The sequence below is a fragment of the Telluria sp. Soil_C_11 genome (assembly GCF_057657395.1).
Genome location: NZ_JBDGIN010000001.1, coordinates 181,927 through 196,539 on the forward strand (window position 1 = coordinate 181,927; position 14,613 = coordinate 196,539).

At 64.4% G+C, this 14,613-nt stretch carries 17 protein-coding genes; 4 read left to right on the forward strand and 13 right to left on the reverse strand.

Features of this window, described 5'->3' with window-relative positions; all coding sequences use genetic code 11:
- Positions 1-45 precede the first annotated feature (45 nt).
- Positions 46-684 (reverse strand): peroxiredoxin, encoded by a 639-nt coding sequence (locus AC3A6M_RS00790; protein WP_487850855.1) that lies wholly within the window; start codon positions 682-684, stop codon positions 46-48.
- A gap of 37 nt (positions 685-721) precedes the next feature.
- Positions 722-1,108: a diacylglycerol kinase gene (locus AC3A6M_RS00795; RefSeq protein WP_487850856.1), complete on the reverse strand. Its 387-nt coding sequence runs from the start codon at positions 1,106-1,108 to the stop codon at positions 722-724.
- A 117-nt stretch (positions 1,109-1,225) separates the two neighbouring features.
- Here AC3A6M_RS00795 and AC3A6M_RS00800 point away from each other — a divergent pair, with 117 nt between their 5' ends.
- On the forward strand, positions 1,226-2,011 hold the full coding sequence (locus AC3A6M_RS00800; RefSeq protein ID WP_487850857.1) for an IclR family transcriptional regulator: 786 nt from the start codon (positions 1,226-1,228) through the stop codon (positions 2,009-2,011).
- Positions 2,012-2,051: 40 nt separating this feature from the next.
- Here AC3A6M_RS00800 and pbpG read toward each other — a convergent pair whose 3' ends face one another.
- The 3 genes from pbpG to AC3A6M_RS00815 all read right to left on the reverse strand — a co-directional run bounded on the left by pbpG (position 2,052) and on the right by AC3A6M_RS00815 (position 4,987).
- Positions 2,052-3,158 (reverse strand): D-alanyl-D-alanine endopeptidase, encoded by a 1,107-nt coding sequence (gene pbpG, locus AC3A6M_RS00805; RefSeq protein ID WP_487850858.1) that lies wholly within the window; start codon positions 3,156-3,158, stop codon positions 2,052-2,054.
- Positions 3,159-3,330: 172 nt separating this feature from the next.
- Complete coding sequence (locus AC3A6M_RS00810; protein WP_487850859.1) at positions 3,331-4,026, reverse strand: nitroreductase; 696 nt, start codon at positions 4,024-4,026, stop codon at positions 3,331-3,333.
- A 16-nt stretch (positions 4,027-4,042) separates the two neighbouring features.
- Positions 4,043-4,987, reverse strand: coding sequence for a DMT family transporter (locus tag AC3A6M_RS00815; protein WP_487850860.1), 945 nt, complete (start codon positions 4,985-4,987; stop codon positions 4,043-4,045).
- A 287-nt stretch (positions 4,988-5,274) separates the two neighbouring features.
- Here AC3A6M_RS00815 and phaP point away from each other — a divergent pair, with 287 nt between their 5' ends.
- Positions 5,275-5,844 carry a TIGR01841 family phasin gene (gene phaP, locus AC3A6M_RS00820; protein ID WP_487850861.1) on the forward strand — a complete coding sequence of 190 codons (570 nt, stop codon included), beginning with the start codon at positions 5,275-5,277 and terminating at the stop codon, positions 5,842-5,844.
- 168 nt (positions 5,845-6,012) lie between these two features.
- On the opposite strand, the gene AC3A6M_RS00825 is transcribed toward phaP, so the two are convergent.
- The 7 genes from AC3A6M_RS00825 to AC3A6M_RS00855 form a co-directional block, all read right to left on the reverse strand.
- Entirely contained in the window at positions 6,013-6,735 is a 723-nt protein-coding gene (locus AC3A6M_RS00825; RefSeq protein WP_487850862.1) for an ABC transporter ATP-binding protein, read from the reverse strand.
- Positions 6,736-6,746: 11 nt separating this feature from the next.
- Positions 6,747-7,520, reverse strand: a complete 774-nt coding sequence (locus AC3A6M_RS00830; RefSeq protein WP_487850863.1) for an ABC transporter ATP-binding protein — start codon at positions 7,518-7,520, stop codon at positions 6,747-6,749.
- Positions 7,517-8,731, reverse strand: a complete 1,215-nt coding sequence (locus tag AC3A6M_RS00835) for an ABC transporter permease subunit (RefSeq protein WP_487850864.1) — start codon at positions 8,729-8,731, stop codon at positions 7,517-7,519. Before AC3A6M_RS00835 ends, AC3A6M_RS00830 begins: the two co-directional genes overlap by 4 nt.
- 17 nt (positions 8,732-8,748) lie before the next feature.
- On the reverse strand, positions 8,749-9,678 hold the full coding sequence (locus tag AC3A6M_RS00840; protein ID WP_487850865.1) for a branched-chain amino acid ABC transporter permease: 930 nt from the start codon (positions 9,676-9,678) through the stop codon (positions 8,749-8,751).
- Positions 9,679-9,826: 148 nt separating this feature from the next.
- Positions 9,827-10,336, reverse strand: a complete 510-nt coding sequence (locus tag AC3A6M_RS00845; protein ID WP_487850866.1) for an adenine phosphoribosyltransferase — start codon at positions 10,334-10,336, stop codon at positions 9,827-9,829.
- Positions 10,337-10,339: 3 nt separating this feature from the next.
- The gene (ispH, locus tag AC3A6M_RS00850) at positions 10,340-11,266 is read right to left on the reverse strand and encodes a 4-hydroxy-3-methylbut-2-enyl diphosphate reductase (protein WP_487850867.1); all 927 of its coding nucleotides are present in this window, start codon (positions 11,264-11,266) and stop codon (positions 10,340-10,342) included.
- A gap of 7 nt (positions 11,267-11,273) precedes the next feature.
- Complete coding sequence (locus tag AC3A6M_RS00855) at positions 11,274-11,729, reverse strand: FKBP-type peptidyl-prolyl cis-trans isomerase (protein ID WP_487850868.1); 456 nt, start codon at positions 11,727-11,729, stop codon at positions 11,274-11,276.
- Between the two features lie 93 nt (positions 11,730-11,822).
- Between AC3A6M_RS00855 and radC the strand changes: the two genes are divergently transcribed.
- On the forward strand, positions 11,823-12,497 hold the full coding sequence (gene radC / locus AC3A6M_RS00860; RefSeq protein WP_487850869.1) for a RadC family protein: 675 nt from the start codon (positions 11,823-11,825) through the stop codon (positions 12,495-12,497).
- Here the strand turns inward: radC and AC3A6M_RS00865 are convergent.
- A complete protein-coding gene (locus AC3A6M_RS00865; RefSeq protein WP_487850870.1) occupies positions 12,494-14,041 on the reverse strand; it encodes an ArnT family glycosyltransferase in 1,548 nt (515 codons plus the stop codon). The genes radC and AC3A6M_RS00865 overlap by 4 nt on opposite strands.
- A 333-nt stretch (positions 14,042-14,374) precedes the next feature.
- Between AC3A6M_RS00865 and rpmB the strand changes: the two genes are divergently transcribed.
- Entirely contained in the window at positions 14,375-14,611 is a 237-nt protein-coding gene (gene rpmB / locus AC3A6M_RS00870) for a 50S ribosomal protein L28 (RefSeq protein ID WP_060567073.1), read from the forward strand.
- Positions 14,612-14,613 lie beyond the last annotated feature (2 nt).

Below are 14,613 nucleotides of genomic sequence, written 5' to 3' on the forward strand. Positions count from 1 at the left end.
TGCTCATACAAAACCTGGATCCCAGCCTGCGCGGGGGCGACGTGATCACTTGTTCGGCTGCGGCGTCAAACGCAGGTAAGGCCGCGGCGCCGTGTAACCCTTCGGATACTTCTGCTTCAGCTGCTCCGGATCCTGAACGGTCAGCGGGATGATGACGTCGTCGCCATCCTTCCAGTTGCCCGGGGTCGCGACGGTGTAGCCGTCGGTCAGCTGCAGGGCGTCGATCACGCGCAGGACTTCGTCGAAGTTGCGGCCGGTGCTCATCGGGTAGGTGATCATCAGGCGCACTTTCTTGGCCGGGTCGATCACGAACAGCGAGCGCACGGTCGCGGTGGCCGAGGCGTTCGGGTGGATCATGTCGTACAGGGTCGAGACCGACTTGTCGGCGTCGGCGATGATCGGGAAACCGACCACGGTCTGCTGGGTTTCCTCGATGTCCTTGATCCAGGCCTTGTGCTGCTCGGCCGGGTCGACCGACAGGGCGATCGCCTTGACGTTGCGCTTGTCGAACTCTGGCTTGAGCTTGGCGGTCAGGCCCAGTTCGGTCGTGCACACCGGCGTGAAGTCGGCCGGATGGGAGAACAGCACCACCCAGGAATCGCCCGCCCAGTCATGGAAACGGATGCGGCCGATGGTGGAATCCTGCTCGAAATCGGGAGCGGTGTCGCCCAGGCGTAAAGTCATGCTGTTCTCCTTGAGGTTAGCGCATCAAACAATGCGGTCAGAAAAATCGGTTGTAGAGCACCACGGCCCATGTCGCCCCGGCGATCGCGATCGCCATCGCTACCGCCGCGCTGCCGAGGTCCTTGGCGGCCTTGGACAAGGGATGGCGCTCCAGCGAGACGCGGTCGACCACCGCCTCGATGGCGGCATTGATCAATTCCACCAGCAGCACCAGCCCGAGCACCGCGATCAACGCCAGCTTCTGGAAGGCGGAAATCTTCAGCGCCAGCGCCACGATCGTCGCCGGCACCGCCACCATCAACTCCTGGCGAAACGCGTGCTCATGCTTCCAGGCGGTCTTGAAACCCTCGATCGAATAGCCGAAAGCGGCGATGACGCGCCGCAGGCCTCCCTTGCTTTTGAACTCGCTGCTTGGTTGATCCATACGTGTCGTGGCTGCTTGCAGGATTTGCATTATGCCGCACACTGAAAGGAGGCGTTACCACAATTTTCACATTATGGTATAAAGTAGAGAAATATACCGCACTGCACCAACCACATCATGAAAATGGAAACCCTCGAACCGGCGAAAACTTCCATCCAGGTGATCGAGCGCATGGTCGCCCTGCTCGACGTGCTGGCCAGCTATTCGGACCCCGTCAGCCTGAAGGAATTGTCGAAGGTTTCCGGTCTGCATCCGTCGACCGCGCACCGGATCCTGAACGACATGGTGGTGACGCGCTTCGTCGACCGTGTCGAACCCGGCACCTACCGCCTCGGCATGCGCCTGCTGGAACTGGGCAATGTGGTGAAGAGCCGGCTGTCGGTACGCGAAGCGGCGGTCGACCTGATGCGGGCCCTGCACAACAAGACCCGGCAGACGGTCAACCTGTCGGTGCGCCAGGGCGACGAGATCGTCTACATCGACCGCGCCTTCTCCGAGCGTTCCGGCATGCAGGTGGTGCGCGCGATCGGCGGCCGCGGTCCGCTGCACCTGACCTCGACCGGCAAGCTGTTCCTGTCCGTGGACGAGCCGAAGGCGATCCGCGCCTACGCCACCCGCACCGGGCTGGCCGGCCACAACAAGAATTCGATCACCGACCTGGCCCGCCTGGAGCGCGAGCTGGCGCTGGTGCGCTCGCGCGGCTACGCGCGCGACAACGAGGAACTGGAACTGGGCGTGCGCTGCATGGCGGCCGGGATCCACGACGACAGCGGCAAGCTGGTCGCGGGCCTGTCGATCTCGGCGCCGGCCGACCGGCTGCAGGATGAGTGGCTGGAAGACCTGGTGAACACGGCGGCGCAGATTTCGGCGACGCTGGGGCACCGGGTTGGCGCCGGCGTTTAAAGCACCGCTAGCTCAAAAACCGTCGTTCCCGCGTTATCTTTTATTGCGCGCTGGTCCCCGGCGCCACCGCCGACACCGTCACCGGTACCCCGGCCGCGGCCGCCGCCGGAATCGCCGCCGGCTTCAGGGCCTCCAGCCATTTGCGCATCCGGCCCGCGTCCGCGGTCCGCGACTGCTTGCCCTTCGAATCCAGGAACACCATGACCACGTTGCGGCCCTGGATCATGGCCTGCATCACCAGGCAGCGCCCTGCTTCGTTGATGAAGCCGGTCTTCTGCAGGCCGATATTCCAGTCGGGCATGGCCACCAGGTAGTTGGTGTTGTGATACTGCATGCGGCGGCCGCTGGCTTCGACCACGTAGTTCGGGTCGGTCGTGTACTGGCGCAGCAGCGGTTCCTGGTGGGCCGTCATCACCAGCTTGGCCAGGTCGCGCGCGCTCGACACGTTCTGGCTCGACAGGCCGCTCGAATCCACATAATGCGTATCGTTCATGCCGAGTTCCTTGGCCTTGGCATTCATCGCCTCGACGAAGGCCGTGATACCGCCCGGATAGTTGCGACCCAGTGCGGAGGCGGCGCGGTTCTCCGAGCTCATCAGGGCGATGTGCAGCAGGTTGCCGCGCGTCATGCGGGTGCCAACCGGCAGGCGCGAACTCGAGTATTTCTGGCGGTCGACGTCGGCGTCGGTGATGGTCAGCACCTCGTCCAGGTTCTGCTGGGCCTGCACCACCAGCAGGCCGGTCATCAGCTTGGTGATCGAGGCGATCGGCAGGGCGACGGTGGAATTCTTTTCGAACAGCACTTCCGAGCTGGTCTGGTCCATCACGTAGGCAACCGAGGAACGCAGGTCGAGCGGGTCATGGGTCTTGTTCAGCCCGGCAATGTCGCCGGCGGTGAGCATGGCGAGCGCGGGCGCGGCGCGGCGCACGCGCTGGTAGACCACCTTGCGCTTGCCGTGCACCATCTCGATCCGGCGCACCATGCGCTGGCGGTTGTCGTCGGCGATGACCTTGGCGAGATCGGTGCGCTTGGCCTTCACTTTCTTGACAGTGGCCGTGCGTCCCTTGTGTTTGCTGCCCGTTGCGGCGTGGGCGGGTTCAAGCAGGAACAACATGGACATGGCGGCGGCCAACGCGAGCTTGAGCATCTGGAAATCCTTGAACGCGAACTGATGAGCACTATTGCAGTGTAGCGAAAGACGGGTGGAGCGCAAGAGAATGTAACATCTGCGCTCTCGTTTTGCCACAACGCAATGTTTCTAACGTTGTAGAAATCTCTTGATATTTCAACAGCTTGGCACGTCAAGTATATCGAACAAGCTACTCGGCGAAGCGCACGAAGCTTGAAACCGGTTCGCGTTCCGTAACTAATCTGTTCTCGATCTTGTCCGGATCGGCCCAGCCCAGCGCCATGCCGCAGACCACCATCTCGTTGGGCGGCAATCCCAGATGTTCGCGGATGATCCGGTGGAATTGCGTGAAGGCCGCTTGCGGGCAGGTGTCGAGCCCGCGACCGCGCGCCGCGACCATGATGTTTTGCAGGAACATGCCGTAGTCGAGCCAGGAGCCCTGCTCCATCACGCGGTCGATCGTGAAGATCATGCCGACCGGGGCGTCGAAGAAGCGATAGTTGCGGCCGTGCTGGGCCGCCATCCCGGCCTTGTTGTCGCGCGTCAGGCCCAGCAGGGAATACAGGTCCCAGCCCACCTTGCGGCGCCGGTCGATGAAGGGCGAGACCCATTCGCGCGGGTAGTAGGCGTACTCCTCGGTGTGTTCCTTGGACTGCTGCGGATCGCCATAGGCCGCCAGGATGGCCGCGCTCAGGCGCTCCTTGGCCTCGCCCGTCAGCACGTAGACCTTCCACGGCTGGGTGTTCGTGCCGGACGGCGCGCGCGCCGCCACTTCGAGGATGGCTTCGATGTCCTCGCGCGCGACCGGGGTCGGCAGGTAGGCGCGGATCGAGCGGCGTGAAGTGATGGCCGCGTCCACGGCCTGTTGCTGCTGGCTGGTGATCATGAAGTCTCCTGATACGTTATTTTTTCACCACAAAAGCGACACCCGCCACCGCCACCACCATACCGACCAGTCCAAGCAGGCTCAGTGCTTCGCCGAACATCAGCCAGGCCATCACGGCCGTGGTCGGCGGCGTCAGGTACAGCAGGCTGGTGACCCGGGTGGCGTCGTTGCGGCTGATGAGTCTAAATAAAAGAAAGATGGCGCCGATCGACAGCGCGAGGATGGACCACAGCAGCGCGCCGACGAATTGCGGAGTCCAGTGCACGTTCGACAGCCTCGGTCCGAAGCCTTCCAGCGCGACCGCGAATGGCAGCAGGAGCAGCGCCGAGGCCACGAACTGGATCAGGGTGCCGGTGCGCAGGTCGAACCGCGGGCAGAAGCGTTTCTGGTACAGCGTGCCGCAAGTAATCGACAGCAGCGCCAGCAGGCATAAACCGATGGCGCCAGGGGCCAGGCCGTTCAGGCTGATCTTGGCGTAGACCACCAGGCCGACCCCGCCCAGTCCGAGCAGCAGCCCCAGCCACTGGCGCGGCGTGACCCGCTCGCCGACCAGCGGCGCGGCGAAGGCGGTCAGGATCGGCTGCAGGCCGACGATCAGCGCAGACAGCCCGGCCGGCATGCCGATCTTGATGGCGCTCCAGACCCCGCCCAGGTAGCCGGCCTGCAGCAACAGACCGGCCACGGCCACGTGCAGGATGCGTCCGCGCGGCCATGGTGCACCGCTTACCAGCACCATCGGCAGCAGGACCAGCACCGCGCCGAGGCAACGCACGATCAGGAAACTCAGGGGCGGCGCGTAGGGCAAGCCATACTTGGCGGCAATGAAACCGGTGCTCCAGAGGAAGACGAAGAACAGCGGCACCGGCGACAGCCAGCCGGCGCGTGCCGGCGGAGCGGACGGGGCCGCGGATGGCTCGATGGCGGATGGCGTGGCAGAAGAGTCGGGATTATCGGGGGTCATCGGATTGCCAGTCTAGCATGCTGCCTGGGTCCTCGCCGACCCAAGATTTTTTTCTCGGGTGTTGTATTCGCACAAACAAACGACGGCGCAAACGATTGCATGCCTTGATAGAACTCAAGACATGGTTTTTCTCTTGTGCGCCGCATCAAAAGTGCTTGACGCATAATCGAAACCCGGTAAAATCTGTTCATGTTGCGGCGCACAAAAGCCCGTTTGAATAAGCCCGCTGCACAGGTTTCAGCAACATCCGTACCCAAGTTCAATTTTGTCCATTACTGGAGAACTACATGTTTGCATTCCCCGAGCAGTTTTCGAACGCGACCAAAGCCAATCTGGAATCCCAATTCGCCCTGCTGTCGGCCCTGACCTCCAAGACTTTCGAAGGCGTGGAAAAGCTGGTGGAACTGAATATCAACACTGCCAAGGCCACGTTGGAAAACTCGTCGGCAACGGCACGTCAGCTGCTGGCAGTCAAGGATCCGCAAGAATTCTTCGCCGTGACCACCGCCCAGGCCCAGCCGAACGCTGAAAAAGCCCTGGCCTACGGCCGTCAGGTTGCCTCGATCGCCGCCGACACCGGCGCCGAGTTCTCGCGCGCCGCCGAAAGCCAGATCGCCGAAGTCAACCGCAAGGTGATCTCGCTGGTCGACGAAGTGACCAAGAACGCCCCGGCCGGTTCCGAGACCTATGTGTCGGCCCTGAAGACCGCGATCAGCAACGCCAACGCCGGCTACGAGCAGTTCACCAAGACCACCAAGCAGGCCGCCGAAGCGATCGAGTCGAACATGAACGCCGCCGTGTCGCAGTTCACCCAGGCTGCCGGCAAGGCCGCCAACGGCGCTGCCAACGCTGCCTAAATAACGCTGCCCTTCTGGGCAAGCAAAACGGCCCGGACCGCGCAAGCAGTCCGGGCCGTTGTTTTTCCGTCGTTCCCGCGAAGGCGGGAATCCAAGTTCGTGGCCAAGTGCTAACGCCTGCGATAGTCACGCAAACTTGGGTTCCCGCCTCCGCGGGGACGACGTGTCTTATTCGCCCAGGTAGGCCGCCTGCACCCGCGGATCATCCAGCATCTGCCGCGCATCCCCCGTCATGGTGATCGAACCCGATTCCATCACGTAGGCCCGGTGCGCCGCCTGCAGCGCCAGCTTGGCATTCTGCTCCACCAGCAGCATGGTGATGCCCTGGGCCGACACATCGCGGATCACCTCGAAGATCTTCTCGACCATGATCGGCGACAGGCCCATCGACGGCTCGTCCAGCAGCAGCAGGGTCGGATGGCACATCAGGGCGCGCGCCATCGCCAGCATCTGCTGCTCGCCGCCGGACAGCGTGCCGGCCAACTGCCTGGCGCGCTCCTTCAGGCGCGGGAAGACCGTGTACCACTTCTCGATGTCGGCATCGATGCCGGCCTTGTCGTTGCGCGTGTAGGCGCCCATCAGCAGGTTTTCGTGGATGGTCATGCGGGTGAACACGCCCCGCCCTTCCGGCACCATCGCCAGCTTGTCCTGCACCAGCCTGAACGACTTCGCATTGCCCAGCGGCTGGCCCATGTAAGCGACGCTGCCCTCCACCTTGCACGCCGGCAGCGTGCCGGTGATGGCCTTCAGGGTCGTGGTCTTGCCCGCGCCGTTGGCGCCGATCAGGGTAACCAGTTCGCCACGGTTAACCTCCAGGCCGATGCCCTTGACGGCCTTGATGCCGCCGTAGGCCACCTTCAGGCCAGCGATTTTAAGAATGTTCTCGCTCATCAATGCGCTCATCAAGTCGATGCGCCGGTGCCGAGGTAAGCCTCGATCACCGCCTTGTTCTTCTGGATCTCGGCCGGCAGCCCTTCCGCGATCAATTTGCCGTACTCCAGCACCGAGATACGGTCGCACAGGCCCATCATCAGCTTCACGTCGTGCTCGATCAGCAGGATGGTGACGCCGGCGCCCTGGATCTTCACCAGCAGCTCGCGCAGCGCCAGCTTCTCGGTCGCGTTCATGCCGGCCGCCGGTTCGTCCAGCGCCAGCAGGCGCGGTTCGGTCGCGAGCGCGCGCGCGATCTCGAGGCGGCGCTGGTCGCCGTAGGACAGGTAGCGCGCGGTGCGGTCGGCAAACTGGCCGATGCCGACGAAGTCCAGCAGTTCCTGGGCCCGCGCACGGATCGCCGCTTCTTCGAGACGCGCCGCCCTGTGGCGCAGGATCGCGCCGATCACGCCCTGGCGCGTGCGCACGTGGCGTCCGACCATCACGTTTTCCAGCGCCGTCATCTCGCCGAACAGGCGGATGTTCTGGAAGGTGCGGGCGATGCCGGCCTTCGCCACCTCGTGCGGTGCGGACGGCGAATACGGCTTGCCGGCCAGTTCGAAGGTGCCGGTATCCGGCTGGTACAGGCCGGTGATCACGTTGAAGAAAGTGGTCTTGCCGGCGCCGTTCGGCCCGATCAGGCCATAGATCTGGCCCTTCTCGATGCGGATGCCGACGTCGGTCAGGGCCTGCAGGCCGCCGAAGCGCTTGTTCACGCCGGAGATGTTCAAGAGGACGTCGTTCATGATGCCTTGTTCTCTTCGTGTTCTTCTTTTGCGATGGCCGCGGCCGGGCGGTCTTCCTTGCGCGGCGAGGGCCACAGGCCGGCCGGGCGGTACAGCATGACGGCGACCATGGCCAGGCCGTACAGCAGCTGGCGCAGCACTTCGGCCTCGATCAGCACCTTGCCGAACAGCGTCTGCTGGGCCGGCTCCACCACGTGGCGCAGCACTTCCGGCAGCGCCGCCAGCAGCACGCCACCCATCACCACGCCGGGGATGTGGCCGATGCCGCCCAGCACCACCATCGCCAGCACGGCGATCGATTCGGTCAGCGAGAAGGATTCCGGCGAGACGAAGCCCTGGAAGGCCGCGAACATCGCGCCGGCCACGCCGCCGAAGCAGGCGCCCATCGAGAACGCCAGCAGCTTGACGTTGCGGGTGTTGATGCCCATCGCCTTGGCCGCGATTTCGTCTTCGCGGATCGCGACCCAGGCGCGGCCCAGGCGCGAATGCTGCAGGCGGCTGGTCATGAAGATGGTCGCGATGCACAGCAGCAGGAACAGGAAGTAATAGGCGTTCACCGAAGGGATGCCGAAGCCGGCGATGTAGACCGTCGCCTTCGATCCGGCCTCCCCCGCCAGCGAGACGCCGAAGATGCGGATCGGATCGATCAGGTTGATGCCCTGCGGGCCGTTGGTGAAGTTGATCGGATCGTTCAGGTTGTTCATGAAGATCCGGATGATCTCGCCGAAGCCCAGGGTCACGATGGCGAGGTAGTCGCCGCGCAGCTTCAGGGTCGGGGCGCCCAGCAGCGCGCCGAACAGGCCGGCCACGATCGCCGCCAGCGGCACGATCGCCCACACCGACAGGTGGATGCCGTTGCTGCGGATGTCTTCGCCGAACAGCGCGACGAGCGAGTCGCCCAGCGCCGGCGAATAATTGACGACGGATTCCAGCAGGGTCGCGAACTGCGGCGAAGCCAGCAGGCCGGTCAGGTAGGCGCCCACCGCGAAGAAGGCGATGTAGCCGAGGTCGAGCAGGCCGGCGAAGCCGACCACGATGTTCAGGCCCAGCGCCAGCATGATGTACAGCAGGGCCATGTCGAGGATGCGCACCCAGGAATTGCCGAACTGGCTGGCAACGAAGGGAAAGATCAGCATCACGGCCAGCAGCACGCCGATGCTGGCCCAGGCTTGGCGCGGTTTGCGCTCGAGGTCGAAGGTCAGGAGAGCCATGGTCTGTATTCCTTTCCTTATGCGCGGTCCGCCACGCGCTCGCCCATGATGCCGGACGGACGCACGGTCAGCACCAGGATCAGCACGATGAAGGCGAAGATGTCCTGGTAGTGGCTGCCGAGGAATCCGCCGGTCAGGTCGCCGATGTAGCCGGCGCCCAGGCTTTCGATGATGCCGAGGACGATCCCGCCGATCATTGCGCCGTAGATGTTGCCGATACCGCCCAGCACCGCGGCCGAGAAGGCCTTCATGCCCGGCACCGTGCCCATCGCGAACTGGATCGACGCATAGTTGGCGCCCCACATCACGCCGGCGACGGCGGCCAGCGCGGCGCCGATCGCGAAGGTGGTCACCACCACGCGGTTCGCGTCCACGCCCATCAGGCCGGCCACGCGCGGGTTCTCGGCGACGGCGCGCATCGCGCGGCCCATCTTCGTCTTCTCGACCAGGAACACCAGCCCGACCATGCTGAGCGCGGCCAGCACCAGCAGCAGCACCTGGGTCTGCGAAATCACGGCGCCGCCGACCATGATCGGATCCGAGGACAGCAGTTGCGGGAACGGCAGCGGGCTGCGGCCCCAGATCATCATCGCAAAGGTCTGCAGCAGGATCGAGACGCCGATCGCCGTGATCAGGGGCGCCAGGCGCGGCGCATTGCGCAGGCGGCGGTAGGCGATGCGCTCGATCAGCACGTTGACCAGCATCGTCACCGGCATCGCGCCGATGATGGCGATCGCCAGCTGCAGGCCGCCGGACATGCCCGGAAAGGCGGCATCGAGGCCTTTCAGGATGGAGAGGCCAACCATCGCGCCGATCATCAGCACGTCGCCGTGGGCGAAGTTAATCAGGTTCAGCACCCCGTAGACCATGGTGTAGCCGAGCGCGATCAGCGCGTACATGCTACCCAGCACCAGTCCGTTCAGGATCTGTTGGACGAAAGTTTCCATCGTTTTTACTGTCTCATATAAAAAACGGCACCCGGGTTGCCGAAGTGCCGCTTTGCTGTTGCATACACGATTTCCGAGCGTCATCATCATAGCGATGTTTTTGAAAAACTGACATCGGAAATTGATGCGCCGGGCATGCCGGCCCCGCTCAAACGTCCCGGAGCGTGATGACTGGCATCGTGAGTGTGCGCTTGTCTTGGAAGAAGGCGATGTCGAACAGCGCCGCCGCGCCCACCACTTCCTTGCCGACCTGGCGCAGCAGGGCTGCCGCCGCCTCGATGGTGCCGCCGGTAGCCAGCACGTCGTCGACGATCAGGACGCGCTCGCCCTTGATGCGCGCCGGCTGGATCTCGATGGTCGCGCTGCCGTACTCGCGCTGGTAGTCGATGCTGATCGCTTCGCCCGGCAGCTTGCCTGGCTTGCGCGCCATGGCAAAGCCGATCGCGCGCTTGTAGGCGAGCGCGCCGGCGATCATGAAGCCGCGCGCATCCATTGCCAGGATGAAGTCGAAATGCAGGTCGGCGGTGCGCTCGTACAGCGTGTCGATGGCGACCTGCCAGTGGACCGGGTTGTCGAAGACGCAGCCGACGTCGATGAAGTTGACGCCAGGTTCAGGATAGTCCTTGAAAAACTCCAGCGGGATCGATTGGAAACCCATGGATCAGGCCAGGCCCTTCGGCAGCGGGAAGGTGACGTGCTCTTCCACGCCTTCGAGGGCGCGCACGCTGGCCGCGCCGAGTTCCTTCAGGCGGTCGATCACGGCCTGCACCAGCACTTCCGGAGCCGAGGCGCCGGCGGTCACGCCGATGCGCTTCTTGCCGGCGATCCAGCTTGGGTCGATGGCGTCGGCGTTGTCGACCATATAGGCCGGCGTGCCTTTCTTCTCTGCCACTTCGCGCAGGCGGTTCGAGTTCGAGCTGTTCGGGCTGCCCACCACGACCACGACCTCGACCTGCGGCGCCAGGAACTTCACGGCTTCCTGGCGGTTGGTGGTGGCGTAGCAGATGTCGCCCTTCTTCGGCTCGATGATGTTCGGGAAGCGGCGCTTCAGGGCGGCGATGATCTCGGCGGTGTCGTCCACCGACAGCGTGGTCTGCGACACATAGGCCAGCAGGTCCGGATTGGCGACCTGCAGCTTCTCGACGTCCTCGACCGTCTCGACCAGGTGCATGCCCTCTTCCGCCTGGCCCATGGTGCCCTCGACTTCCGGGTGGCCGGCGTGGCCGATCATGATGATCTCGGCGCCCTGCTTGCGCATCTTGGCGACTTCGACGTGGACCTTGGTGACCAGCGGGCAGGTCGCGTCGAACACTTTCAGGCCGCGCCCTTCGGCTTCCTCACGGACGGCCTTCGACACGCCGTGGGCCGAGAACACCAGGGTGTTGCCCGGCGGGACGTCGTCCAGCTCTTCGATGAAGATCGCGCCCTTGTTGCGCAGGTCGTTGACGACATAGGCGTTGTGCACGATCTCGTGGCGCACGTAGATCGGCGCGCCAAACTGCTGCAGGGCGCGTTCGACGATCTCGATCGCGCGGTCGACGCCGGCGCAGAAGCCGCGCGGCTGGGCTAACAGGATTTCGTTTTCCATAATCTTTTTAAAGGACGGAAATCAGTTGCACTTCGAACTTCAGGGACTGGCCTGCCAGCGGATGGTTGAAGTCGAACAGGGCGTCGTTCTCGCGCATCTGCAGCAGCACGCCGGCGAAACGGCCGCCGCCCGGCGCCGCGAAATCGACCAGGTCGCCGACCTGGTAATCGGCGTCCGGCACCGAATTGTCTTCCAGCGTCTTCTTCGACACGGCCTGGATCAGTTCGGGGTTGCGCTCGCCAAAGCCTTCCGCCGGGCTCAGATCGAAGGTCGCGTGCGTGCCTTCCGCCATGCCCAGCAGGCGCTGCTCGAGGAAGGGCGCAAGCTGGCCCTGGCCCAGCAACAAAGTGGCCGGCGTACTGCCGAAGGTTGTGACGATATCAGTACCGTCGGCAGTGGCCAGACGATAATGCAGAGTCAGGTAAGCCGATTCGGTGACGATGGGAGCGTTGGTGGTGGACATTGCGGATTGTGCGTGTGCGTAACGTGCAAACCGCTATTGTAAGCCAGAGCCGCCGGTCCCGTCCGCCCAAGCCCACTTTTAGACGGGGGAAGAATGGGAATCAACGACTGGTCCGAACAGGAAAGGCCGCGCGAACGCCTGGTGCGCGAAGGCCCGCATGCGCTGTCCAATTCCGAGCTGCTGGCCCTGCTGCTGCGGGTGGGCGTGCGCGGCAAGAGCGCGGTCGAGCTGGGCCGCGACATCCTGCAGCACTTCGGCTCCCTGCACGGCCTGTTCGGGGCCACGCTGTCCGATTTTTCGGAAGTGCACGGGCTCGGCATGGCCAAGTATGCGCAGATGCAGGCCGTGATGGAACTGGCGCGGCGCGCGATCGCCGAGCAGCTGCAGGCCGGCGACCTGCTGTCCTCGCCCGAGGCGGTCAAGCGCTACCTGCGCATCAAGCTCGGCGGCCGCCCCTACGAATCCTTCGTGGTGTTGTTTGTAGACGTCAAGAACCGCCTGATCGCCGACAAGGAACTGTTCCGCGGCACGCTGACGCATGCCAGCGTCCACCCGCGCGAAGTGGTCAAGGAAGCGCTGGCCTACAACGCCGCCAACGTCCTGCTGGCGCACAACCACCCGTCCGGCTCGCCCGACCCGAGCGAAGCCGACCTGCGCCTGACCCATACGCTGGGCCAGGCCCTGGGGCTGGTCGACATCCGCGTACTCGACCATTTCGTGGTGGCCGGGCCGCAGGTGTATTCGTTTGCCGAGCATGGGCAGCTCTAGCCATGTCGCGCTGATGGCGGCGCCCTTGCCACGCAGACAAGCATGAAAGCCATGTGCCTGACGCTGCCATCCTCCAGCGCCAGGCGCAGCTCTTCGCGTCCTTCCAGCCTGGCGTCCGGCCACACCGCATGAAAGACCGCCAGCGCGGACGCCGCATCCCGGGTATGCGCCACCAGCGCCGCCGGCCCTGCCAGCGGAAGATGCGCGCGCCGGGCATCCTCCAGCAGCAGCGTGGACACGGCAGGCCGGGCGAAGCGCAAATTGCCGGCTGACAGCAGGCTTTCGGTGACGACCGTGCGCGCCGCCGGACAATGCCGCCGGATGGCGTCCGCCAGCGCCGCATAAGGGTGGTGCCGCGTCATCATCTTGCCGAACAGCGGCGCCAGCCAGGTGCGTGCCGGCAGCAGGACAAGCAGGCACAGCGCCGCGGCGGCCGCCACGCGCAGGATATCCGCGCAGACGGCGTCTTTATTTATTTCGGGAAACATCACGAAGATCCCCAGCGGCAGTGAAAACAGCAACGGAATCATCCAGCGCTCCTTGATTGTGCCGACCTCGCCCGTCAGCGCCAGCGCGACCAGCAACGCCCCGCAGACGCCGTACAGGCAGGCGAAGAAAAGGCTGGCCGGCGAACGCCGATCGAACGCTACCTGGCCGCGCCACAGCGCACGGCGGCGCCAGCAGACCGCCGCCCAGACCAGCGCCGGCAGTGCCGTGAAGGTGACCAGCGCCGTGACTTCCCCGAGTCCGCCCTGCGCCACCCGCTCCAGCCAGGGCGCGGCCACGGCGCCGTCCTGCATCTTGCGCAGCGTGCCGCCGAAGGCCAGTTCGGGATGCCGGGCCACCCAGGCGGCATGCGGCAGTACCAGCAGCAGGGCCGGCAGCGCGGCGGCCCAGACTTTGCGGCTCCAGAAGACCTCGCGGTGCGCGCGCACCAGCAGGCTGGCCCCGAGCACGCCGGCCAGGAATACGCCGTAGTTGTATTTGGTCTGCAGGCCCAGGCCGCACAGCAGGCCGAACCCGGCATGACGCGCCAGCGTCGGCCGCCGCAGCAACGCGAAGTACAGGCACAGTGTGGCGCAGGCGATGGCGGTCATCAGCACCGAATGGGTCTGGATGCGCAGCGCTTCCCAGCCGAGCTGCGGAAACAGGACGAGCGAGGCCGTCACGGCCAGGGCACCCTTGCGGCCGACCAGGGGCCGGGCCGCCCCGAACATCGCGATGCCGGTCGCCGCCAGCGCCAGGGTCTTGAGGATCAGCAGGCCGAAGCGGTCGATACCGAAGGCCTCGAAGCCCAGCCACTGCAGCCAGGCATACAGGGGCGGCTGGGTGCCGTAGCCGAGCCGCAGCTGCTGGGTGAGATAGACGATCTCGGCTTCGTCCCGCTCGAGCGTGCCGTGCTCGGCAAGGCGGATGGCGAGATAGGCCAGGCACCAGGCGAGCAGCACCAGCAGCGGACCGCGGTCCGTGCCGGATAACGCACCCGGCGGCGCGGCATGGGCGCCTGCGGGCCGCTGCAGTTCGGCCTGGGAATCGTCGTGCATGACATCCTCGTGATTGAAGTATCCACATTGAGGCATGCATGCGGCATGGGATTGAACTGCGACAAACGTGCGGCATGGCGGCCGCGGCTTTACCCTACCGTGGCGCCAGGCGGACAACCGCGGCGCCTGCGGGCAGCCGCACAAGCCCCCGGCGCCGCCGGATAACAGTGTGAAAACAGCAGCTTACAGCGCAATACTTGCGTAATTTTACGATTGTTAAATTCAGGCGATGATTTAAGAAACAATTTTTTTCCGCAAGTTGTTGATTACGCGGCTGTTTTCACGCTATACTCTCGTTTTTCCAATTGTGGAAGTTTACTCAAGGAGTGCGCTATGGCACGTGTTTGCCAAGTTACTGGCAAGGGCCCGATGGTTGGCAACAACGTCTCCCACGCCAACAACAAAACCAAGCGTCGTTTTCTGCCGAACCTGCAGAACCGTCGCATCTTCGTAGAATCCGAAAACCGCTGGGTCTCCCTGCGTATTTCGAATGCCGGCCTGCGCGTCATCGACAAGCTGGGCATCGACGCTGTGCTGGCCGATCTGCGCGCCCGCGGCGAGAAAATCTAAAT